General features: G+C 62.5%; 6 protein-coding genes and 2 pseudogenes. All 8 read right to left on the bottom strand.

The window, feature by feature from the left end:
* Positions 1-16: 16 nt before the first annotated feature.
* Positions 17-1,246: a P-type conjugative transfer protein TrbL gene (gene trbL / locus AC5ZG1_RS31900; RefSeq protein ID WP_496135171.1), complete on the bottom strand. Its 1,230-nt coding sequence runs from the start codon at positions 1,244-1,246 to the stop codon at positions 17-19.
* Positions 1,243-1,611 carry a putative entry exclusion protein TrbK-alt gene (trbK-alt, locus tag AC5ZG1_RS31905; RefSeq protein WP_496135172.1) on the bottom strand — a complete coding sequence of 123 codons (369 nt, stop codon included), beginning with the start codon at positions 1,609-1,611 and terminating at the stop codon, positions 1,243-1,245. Before trbK-alt ends, trbL begins: the two co-directional genes overlap by 4 nt.
* The gene (gene trbJ, locus AC5ZG1_RS31910) at positions 1,611-2,339 is read right to left on the bottom strand and encodes a P-type conjugative transfer protein TrbJ (protein WP_496135173.1); all 729 of its coding nucleotides are present in this window, start codon (positions 2,337-2,339) and stop codon (positions 1,611-1,613) included. The genes trbK-alt and trbJ overlap by 1 nt, the downstream gene beginning before the upstream one ends.
* Positions 2,336-4,279 (bottom strand): annotated as a pseudogene (trbE, locus tag AC5ZG1_RS31915) (conjugal transfer protein TrbE); the annotation flags it as partial. The pseudogene trbE and the gene trbJ, both read right to left, overlap by 4 nt.
* A 43-nt stretch (positions 4,280-4,322) precedes the next feature.
* Positions 4,323-4,601 (bottom strand): annotated as a pseudogene (locus AC5ZG1_RS31920) (ATPase, T2SS/T4P/T4SS family); the annotation flags it as partial.
* Between the two features lie 323 nt (positions 4,602-4,924).
* Positions 4,925-5,350, bottom strand: a complete 426-nt coding sequence (locus AC5ZG1_RS31925) for a ribbon-helix-helix domain-containing protein (protein ID WP_496135174.1) — start codon at positions 5,348-5,350, stop codon at positions 4,925-4,927.
* A 6-nt stretch (positions 5,351-5,356) separates the two neighbouring features.
* Positions 5,357-7,342 (bottom strand): conjugal transfer protein TraG, encoded by a 1,986-nt coding sequence (locus AC5ZG1_RS31930; protein WP_496135175.1) that lies wholly within the window; start codon positions 7,340-7,342, stop codon positions 5,357-5,359.
* Positions 7,343-7,378: 36 nt separating this feature from the next.
* Positions 7,379-9,142, bottom strand: coding sequence for a relaxase/mobilization nuclease domain-containing protein (locus tag AC5ZG1_RS31935; protein WP_496135176.1), 1,764 nt, complete (start codon positions 9,140-9,142; stop codon positions 7,379-7,381).
* Between the last annotated feature and the right edge of the window lie 252 nt (positions 9,143-9,394).

Raw genomic sequence — 9,394 nt, forward strand, 5'->3', positions numbered from 1 at the left:
TGCGCAATGCTGCGCGTCAGCGCTCTCCTTCAGACAAATCGACGGATGAGCCGCTGCCACCGTGATCTCCTGAGCGGACCGCGTGGCCGGCTGCCGACGTCCCGTGCCGAATAGTCTCGGAACGCTTCATGCGCCGCGCCCAATCGGGCTGGCCTTCAGCTGGGGTGCTCGCGGCCTGCGCGCCGGCTTCCCCACCTCCGCCGAGGGCAGCCGCTGCGCGACGCAACGGGCTCATTGCAGCCGAGCTACCCGCCTCCGCAACGCCAGCAAGGCCGCCGCTTCGATAGGCGGCGGACGCTCCACTCAAGACGGCACTCCCGCCGCGTGCGGCGCCAGCAATCGCGCCGCCAGCGAGACCGGCACCGCCGGCGGCGAGTCCTGCGCCAGCGGCAACAATACCGCCAGCGGCAAGGCCCGTTCCAATCGCCGCACCGGCGCCGAGCTGGGGTCCGCCCGACACCAGGCCGTTGGCGATTCCGGGACCGAAGATGCCGAGGCTCAGCAAGGAGAGCGCGGCAAGCACCAGTGTCATCGCATCTTCGATGGTTGGCTGATTGCCACCAAGGCCAGCGGTGAACTGCGAGAACAGGGTCGACCCAATACCGACGATGACGGCCAGGACCAGCACCTTGATCCCTGAAGATATGACGTTTCCTAAGACCCGCTCTGCTGCGAAGGCGGTCTTGCCAAACAAGCCAAAGGGAATGAGCACGAAGCCGGCCAGCGTCGTGAGTTTGAACTCGATCAGGGTGACAAAGAGCTGGATCGCCAGAATGAAAAAGGCGAGCAACACCACGACCCAGGCAAACAGGAGAACGACGATCTGGACGAAATTCTCGAAGAAACTGATGTAGCCCATCAGATTCGAGATCGAATCGAGCAACGGTCGGCCGGCGTCGAGGCCGAGTTGAGCGATCTTTCCCGGCCGCAAGAAGTCTGACGCGGAGAGGCCTGCGCCAGATGCTTTCAGCCCGAGACCGGCAAAGCTCTCGAAGACGATGCGCGCGAGGCTGTTCCAGTTGCCGATAAGGTAGGCGAAGACTCCCACGAAAAGCGTCTTCTTGACGAGGCGCGCGATGATGTCTTCGTCCGGCCCCCAACTCCAGAACAACGCAGCAAGCGTGATGTCGATCGCGGCGAGGGTCGCTGCGAGATACTCAACGTCGCTGCCGAGCAGCCCGAAGCCGTTATCGATATATCGCGTGAACGTTTCCAGAAACTGGTCAATGATCCCCGTACCAGTCATGGTTTGCTCGCCTCAGGCGCCGCCAGGTTCGGAAATCCCTGCGGGATCCGGCTTTGATCCTTTGGGGCAGGCGTCGAACTGGCCGAGTCGTCGTGGCCGGGAACTACAACGCCGTCTTTCTTGCCAAGGAACCGACGCCGGTTTTCGGCCCAAATCTGCTGACAGTGGCGATAGCTTGCCGTCTCCTCCTGAGTGACGCCACGGCAGCGTACGAGGTCGGAGCTGGTTGCATCGGTCGTCTGCCCCGCCTTCGGTGTCGGCGGAGAATCGTCTCCGCCACGCAGCTGAATCGTGCAGGCGGCGACGGCCACTAGGCCGATTGTCGTAAGCAGCGACAGCGCCTTGAATGCCTTTACGTCGGTCATCAGTGAAACATCTGCACGTTGGAGGGTTGATAGCCCTGCCCCGGTGTCAGGAACCGACGAAGCTGTTCTCGTCCTTGATCTTGAGCCGATACGCGCTGAGCGGCTTCAAGGCTCTGCACCCTGCCCTGCGCCGTCACGACAGCCGTAAGATCGGCGAGTTGCTGCGCGTTCAGCGCAAGGATCTGATTGCCAGCCTGCGCTGCCTGCAGCGCGCCGCTGGCACCCTGGCTTGATGTTAGGAGTGCGGACGTCTGGATACTGTTGGTGTCGAGGTTGCCAACGATGCCGGCCTGGACGCGAAGTGCGTCCTGCGTCGCCGAGTAAGTATTTTGCCAGCGCGATTGAGCGTTGGAGATGAGCAACTGGTTCGACTGGCTGCCGGTCGCCGGTGCATAGCTGGTCGAGAAGGCTCGGTCGATCTGCTGCACATCGTAGGCAATGCGCTGGGCCTGAGCCAGTAATTGCTGGGTGCGCTGGATCGATGCTTGCAGTTGCTGCAGCGACGAATACGGCAGGTTTGCCAGGTTCTTTGCCTGGTTGATCAGCATCTGCGCCTCGTTCTGCAACGAGGTGATCTGGTTGTTGATCTGCTGCAACTCTCGCGCGGCAGTCAGGACGTTCTGGACGTAGTTGTTGGGATCAAAGACGATCAGCGCCCGTGCGGGCACCGCAGCGGCGAGCAACAGCGCCGTGGTGCCAACGGCTACCAATAGACCAAGGCGCTTCATAGCGATTTCTCCAGATTAGTAAGATTGGGGATCAGGTCGACGGCCCAGGCGACGCCACGGTGCTGGAGCCAGGCAGGCACGAAGCCGTCGGGTCCATGTTCGGCGATGAGCTGCGTAATTGCGGCCTGGTCCGTCTTGGAAGAGGCTGCGGTGAATGCGAGCGCAACCTCGCCAAGGCCGAGCTCGAACATCCGGTTGCCGCGACGAGACTGGCAATAGTAGTCCCGCTTTGGCGTTGCCCGGCTCAGAAGCTCGATCTGACGGTCATTGAGGCCGAAACGACGGTAGATGGCAGTGATCTGCGGTTCGATCGCCCGTTCGTTCGGCAGCAACAAGCGAGTCGGACAGCTTTCGATGATCGCCGGCGCAATTTCGGAACCATCGATGTCCGAAAGCGACTGGGTGGCGAAGATGACCGATGCGTTCTTCTTCCGAAGCGTTTTCAGCCATTCCCGGAGTTGGCCAGCGAAATCCTCGTCGTCGAGGGCCAACCATCCCTCATCGACGATCAGAAGTGTCGGCCGGCCATCGAGACGGTCCCCAATACGATGGAAGAGGTACGCCAGCACGGCCGGCGCGGCACTCGTTCCGATCAGACCTTCGGTCTCAAATGCCTGGACCGAGGCCTCGCCGAGGCGCTCGAATTCGGCATCGAGCAGGCGTCCAGAGGGACCACCCAGGCAATAGGGTTGCAGGGCGCGTTTCAGAGAGTTCGATTGGAGCAGGACTGACAGGCCCGTCAGGGTGCGTTCCTGCCTCGGCGCCGAAGCGAGAGATGTCAGCGCCGACCACAGATGATCCTTGACCTCTGGGGTGATCTCGACCTTCTCCCGTGCCAGGATCGCGCCGATCCATTCCGTCGCCCATCCGCGCTCGGAAGGATCATCAATCCAGGCCAGCGGCTGCAGGGCGACGGGTTGTTCACCTCCGTCGGACCATGCGCCGCCGAGATCATGCCAATCACCACCCATGGCAAGCGCAGCCGCCCGAATTGAGCCGCCGAAATCGAAGGCAAAGACCTGGGAGTTCGGATAACGCCTGAACTGTAGGGCCATCAGAGCGAGCAGCACCGACTTGCCAGCGCCTGTCGGTCCCACCACCAGGGTATGGCCGACGTCGCCGACATGGAGCGAAAATCGGAACGGTGTCGAGCCCTCGGTTTTGCCGAACAGAAGTGGCGGCCCCTTGAAGTGCAGGTCCCTCGCCTCGCCCGCCCACACGGCCGACATCGGAATCATATGGGCGAGGTTGAGGGTCGACACCGGTGGCTGCCGCACGTTGGCGTAGACGTGCCCGGGCAAACTGCCGAGCCAAGCTTCGACGGCATTCACCGTCTCGATCATGCAGGTGAAATCGCGCCCCTGAATGACCTTCTCGACAAGGCGCAGCTTTTCATCAGCAGCATTGGGATCGCGGTCCCAGACAGTGATGGTCGCGGTGACAAAGGCTTGTCCGATCTGATCAGACCCCAGTTCCTGTAACGCCGCGTCGGCATCAAGCGCCTTGTTGTGTGCGTCGGTATCGAGCAGCGTCGACGCCTCGTTCGTCATGACCTCCTTGAGAATGGCGCCAATCGACTTTCGTTTGGCGAACCACTGCCGCCGGATCTTGGTCAGCAGCCTGGTGGCGTCGGTCTTGTCGAGCATAATTGCGCGAGTCGACCAACGATACGAGAATGCCAGACGATTCAGATCGTCCAGGATCCCCGGGGTCGTCGCGCCCGGAAAGCCCACGATCGTCAGAACCCGCAGATTGGCAGAACCCAGCGTCGGCTCCCCGAACGCGAGCGTGAGCCCGGTCACCACGATGATGATGACGGCGATGATCTTGGCGACCGGACCTTCAACCGACTGCAAGATCTGATTGAGTGGCTGTTCCCACGGCATGTTCGAGCCGGCCGCCCATGCCGGCGGGGCTGCCACAAGCACGGCGCCGAAGGCGGCCAACGATGCACCTCGAAGAAAGCGAAATTGCTGACGCATGTCAGTCTCCTGCTGATGAAAGGTTGTAGTCACCGGCGGCCCCGAGCCCGGTGACGATGGCGAGTTCAGCGAGGCGACGGTCACCGCCGCGCCCCGCAAGCACAGCAACGAGGTTGATGGTCTCCGCGATCAGGGCGCGCGGAACCGTGATGACGGCTTCCTGAATGAGTTGCTCGAGCCGCCGCAGCGCGCCGACCGCGCTGCCCGCATGGATAGTCCCGATGCCACCGGGGTGGCCGGTGCCCCAGGCCTTAAGCAGGTCGAGCGCTTCGGCGCCGCGAGCCGCCGCGAACACAAGGAAATAGACTGACGTAAGCAGCCCGAGGTCGGCAGTCCCAAGCCCGGTGTCGGAGCTGAGATGACTGGCGATCAAAGCATTGATTGTTCGAAACAGGTACGAAAGATAGTATCCGGCAGCGAAAGGGAGAAAAACGCGCGCAATTCCACGCCATCGTTTTGAAATTTGCATGCCGGCCCCTCTCGCTGTCAGCTTTTTCGAGCCGATACCGCGACAAGCTTTTTGTCAGTTCGGCCAAATTGCTGTGGTCGTAGGCTGGCGTAGAAAAAGAAGGTCAGGCGCGATGGCGCATCCAGGACGCTCGATCAGGATTCGTCGGCCGGTTCCTGACGGCGGATATCTTCCGGAATCTCGCGGAGAAAGCTTTGCCCCTTTTGCAAGCGGCGCCCGAGTGCCTCGACAAATCCTTCAAACCGCTCCCGGCCTTTTGCCTGCGCGGCCGCCTGCGCGTCGTTGGGTAGCGGCGGCGTGATCGTCAACCAGAAGCGAATGAAGAGCGCCAAGCTTTCGGCCGTCAAACCCACGTCGCGCTCCAGCCTCTGCATCTGACGGGAAAGCCGGTCCAGGCGACGGGCGAATGCTGCCTCCCGCCTGTCCGCGCTGTCCGGCGAAAGGAAGGACGTGACCGCAGCTTCCACGATGGCGGACCGGGAAAGCTTCTTGCGATCCGCAAGCTCCGAGATTTGTTTCAGAAGCTCAGGTGGGAAGTAGACGTTCATCCGGTCGCGCATATTTCCTCAGAGCTCCATACCGTCATTCGGATCCATGGCGACTTGACGGGCAACACCGCGCATCTGTTGGCGTATGAGCCGGGACTGACGGACCGTATCCTCGTCATCATCTAGAACGGCAGCGAATTCTTCTGCCGGTGTCGGTTCGGTCGTCTCCTTGACGATCGCCACGTGATCAGGGAGTTCGGGCTCGCGGCGCAGGCCACTGTTCGCCGTGTCTTCCTCTCCTTGCTCCTTGTCGGTTGGAGGCCCCGCCGGCTTCAGCGGTCCGAGCGCTGACCATCCGTCCGTTCGCGACGATCGGCCGGCCGTCGCCGGATCAGGCGGCGGCAAAACCCGCTCGGTGAATCGCCTATCCTCGTAATAGCGGACCTTCTTCGCTCGGATCGGCGCCGTTCCTGCCACCATGACGATCTCGTCCATCGGCGGGAGCTGCATGACTTCGCCCGGGGTAAGTAGCGGCCTCGCGGTCTCCTGCCGTGAGACCATCAGGTGCCCCAGCCATGGGTTCAGCCTGTGCCCGGCATAATTCTTCATCGCGCGCATCTCCGTCGCCGTACCCAGCGCATCCGATACGCGCTTGGCGGTCCGCTCGTCGTTGGTCGCAAAGCTGACGCGGACGTGACAGTTGTCGAGGATCGCATTGTTGGGCCCGTAGGCCTTCTCGATCTGATTGAGCGACTGCGCGATCAAGAAACTCTTGATGCCGTAGCCTGCCATGAAGGCGAGCGCGGACTCGAAGAAATCAAGCCGCCCGAGTGCCGGGAACTCATCGAGCATCATCAGGACTCGATGCCGGCGGTCACGCGCGTGCAGGTCCTCGGTTAGGCGCCGACCAATCTGATTCAGCACCAGACGGATCAGCGGCTTGGTTCGTGAGATATCGGAGGGCGGCACAACGAGATAAAGCGTCGTGGGGCGGCTATCTGCGATCAGATCGGCGATCCGCCAGTCGCAACGGCAGGTAACTTGGGCCACGACGGGATCGCGGTACAGCCCGAGGAACGACATCGCGGTGGACAGGACGCCGGACCGCTCATTCTCGGATTTATTGAGGAGTTCTCGTGCGGTCGAGGCGACCACGGGATGGGCTCCCTGCTCGCCAAGATGCGCGGTGGTCATCATCGCCTTCAGCGTGGTCTCGATCGGCCGCTTCGGGTCGGAAAGGAAAGCAGCGACGCCGGCCAGCGTCTTGTCTGTCTCGGCATAGAGGACGTGGAGGATCGCGCCGACCAGGAGGGAATGGCTGGTCTTCTCCCAATGGTTCCGTTTATCGAGCGAGCCTTCCGGGTCGACCAGGACGTCGGCCACGTTCTGGACATCGCGAACCTCCCATTCCCCGCGCCGGACCTCGAGCAGCGGATTGTAGGCTGAGGACTTTGGGTTGGTGGGGTCGAACAACAGGACGCGGCCGTGCCGCGAGCGGAAGCCCGCGGTCAGCTGCCAGTTCTCACCCTTAATGTCGTGCACGATGGCCGAGCCTGGCCAGGCCAGTAACGACGGGACGACGAGGCCAACACCTTTGCCGGATCGGGTGGGTGCAAAACACAAGACATGCTCCGGTCCGTCATGGCGGAGGTAATCGCGGTCGAGTTTGCCCAGCACCACGCCATCCGGACCGAGAAGCCTGGCCGCTCTCACCTCCTCCAGACCAGCCCAGCGCGCCGAACCATAGGTCTCGACGTTCTTGGCTTCGCGCGCCCGCCAAACCGACATGCCGATCGCCACCGCGATCGAAACGAAGGTGCCCGACGCCGCGATGAAGGCGCCCTCGACAAAGATTTGCGGCGCATAGGCGTCGTAGACGAACCACCACCAGAAGAAGACAGGGGGGTAATAGATCTTGAAACCCGACAGTTCGAACCAGGGCCGCCCGAGCTCCGGTTGATAGGCGAGCCGCCAGGCCGTCCACTCGGTTGCTCCCCAGATGGCCAGCAAAACGATAAGGCCGACAACGATCACCTGCCCCCACAGGATCTTGGTTCCGGACATCCCGAACGCCCTTCCGCAACTGGATTGGTGATATGACTAAAGGCCGAGGTCGCGCTTGCGGCCAAAGCCCCACTCGATGCCACCGCCGTCCTTCACGACGCCGGTGACGTGTTGGCCGAGCTTGCTTTCGAGTTCGCGCGACCAGGGCACGAGCTGGAAGCCAAGCCCATTGTCGACCATGGCGAAGCGTCCCGAGGTGAGCGTCAGCCGCTGGCGATACGTGCCCGCTACATGCTCTCCAGAGGCGGCACTCACGTAAGGTAGGCGGGTGTCGGCCGAGACTTTTGCAGCCACCTCATCGAACTCGCGTCGGCGCAACGTGTTCAGGAGGTCGCGTTGCAAGATGATGCGTTGGCCCTGCCGCCGCGCCAAACCCTCTTGGATCAGATGCTCGGTACGAGCTTCCATGGCGGCGCGGGTCTCGCGGCCGAATCCGCCCATGGCGAGCGGCATGGGGTCGCGTTCGACCAGCCTGTGGTCAAGCCAGGTCGCGCCCTTCGCGGCGACCTGCTCGGCAAGATCGAGATCGGAGCGGGTCGCAAGGACCATGGTGGGGCGCGGATCGCCGGTTTGACCGAAGCGTCGCACTTCGACGATGCCACCGGTCGGCGGTGCGTGATCAAAAGCCTCGAGCCCTCGGAAGCGCACGTGGTGCGCACGCCCATCGGTTCCGTCGATCAGGGCATAGGCCTCGCCGGTCAGTTCGTCATGCAGTCCCCGGTCGACCAGTCGTCCGACAAGCTGGGATGTCGGCTGGCCGCCCTCGATGACGAAATCAGCAACGCCGCGCGATTCCCCACGCTCGGCAAAAGCGCGGTGCATGGTCTTGATGATGTCGCCACGCATGCCGAGGTCGCGCAGGCTACGCTCGGCTTCGAGCCCGACCATCCATTCCCCAGGTGCTGCCGGCACAGCAAGGCCCATCTTCTCCAGGTGCTGAAGGCGCCCGACCATCAGGCGCCGGATGTCGGGATCGGAACTGCCGGGGTTTTCTGGGCGAAGATCGATAGCGCCGATCTCATCGGCTGCCAGCCGGATCTCCCGATCGACCCGCGTCCATCGTTCTGCCGTGACTTCCCTCTCCAGCGAATTGCGGATCTCGTGCTCCGGTTTTGGACCCAGTTCGATAGCGACCAGTTCCTCGGCGCGTGAACGCAGGCCTTGGCTGATATAGTCACGGGAGATCACGAGGTCCGCCCCGTCCTTATCTACGCCCGGAACGAGAAGGTGGACGTGTGGGTTGTCGGTATTCCAATGATCGACGGCCACCCAATCGAGCCGCGTACCGAGATCGGTCTCCATCTGCCTGGCGAGGTCGCGGGTGAAAGCCTTCAGGTCCGTCATTTCGCCGGCGTCCTCCGGCGAGACGATGAACCTGAAATGGTGACGGTCGTCTTTGCAGCGTTCTGCGAATGCCGCGCTATCGGCGCGGTCGCTGCCGGCATCGAACATCTCGGCCGGCTCACCACTCCGGGTCACGCCGTCGCGCTTCAAATATGAGAGGTGGGCGGTCAGTGGCGCTGAACGGAATGCTCGCCCTTTGTGACGAACCACGCGCGCCTTCACGACAACGCGTCGCGTCGGGCTGAACAATCTGGCGCGGCTAAAGGACAGCCTACCGCGGCCAAACGTCGAGCGCCCGTAGGCCACCGAACGCCTGCTGGCCACGGCCTGACCCGTGGTGTGCCCAGCCTTCTTCGCCGCCCGCAGCACCTGATTGATGAAGCTCTTGGGCTTCGGCGCGCGGGTACTACGAATGCGTCCAGGCCGTATACGCAGCTCGCTGTCGCCCACGCTCATGGCAGGGCCTCCCAACGATCAAAAGCGCACACAGTGCCGAAAACACCTTTGACTACATTCGTCAAAACGCAAGGCGCGGCACGCGCCCCGACCGACCGACACGGTAGAACCCAAGCCATGCCAATGGCTTGCGGTTCGACCGGCGAGCCCCTTTTATCTCGCCGTCCTGCTGTCGTGCCGTAAGCGTCGGAATCTTGCACGACTTTCCGAGAGTGCGTTGTCGTTCCATATCGGGTTCCTTGCTGCATTGGA

It is taken from the genome of Bradyrhizobium sp. Leo78 (genome assembly GCF_059512425.1).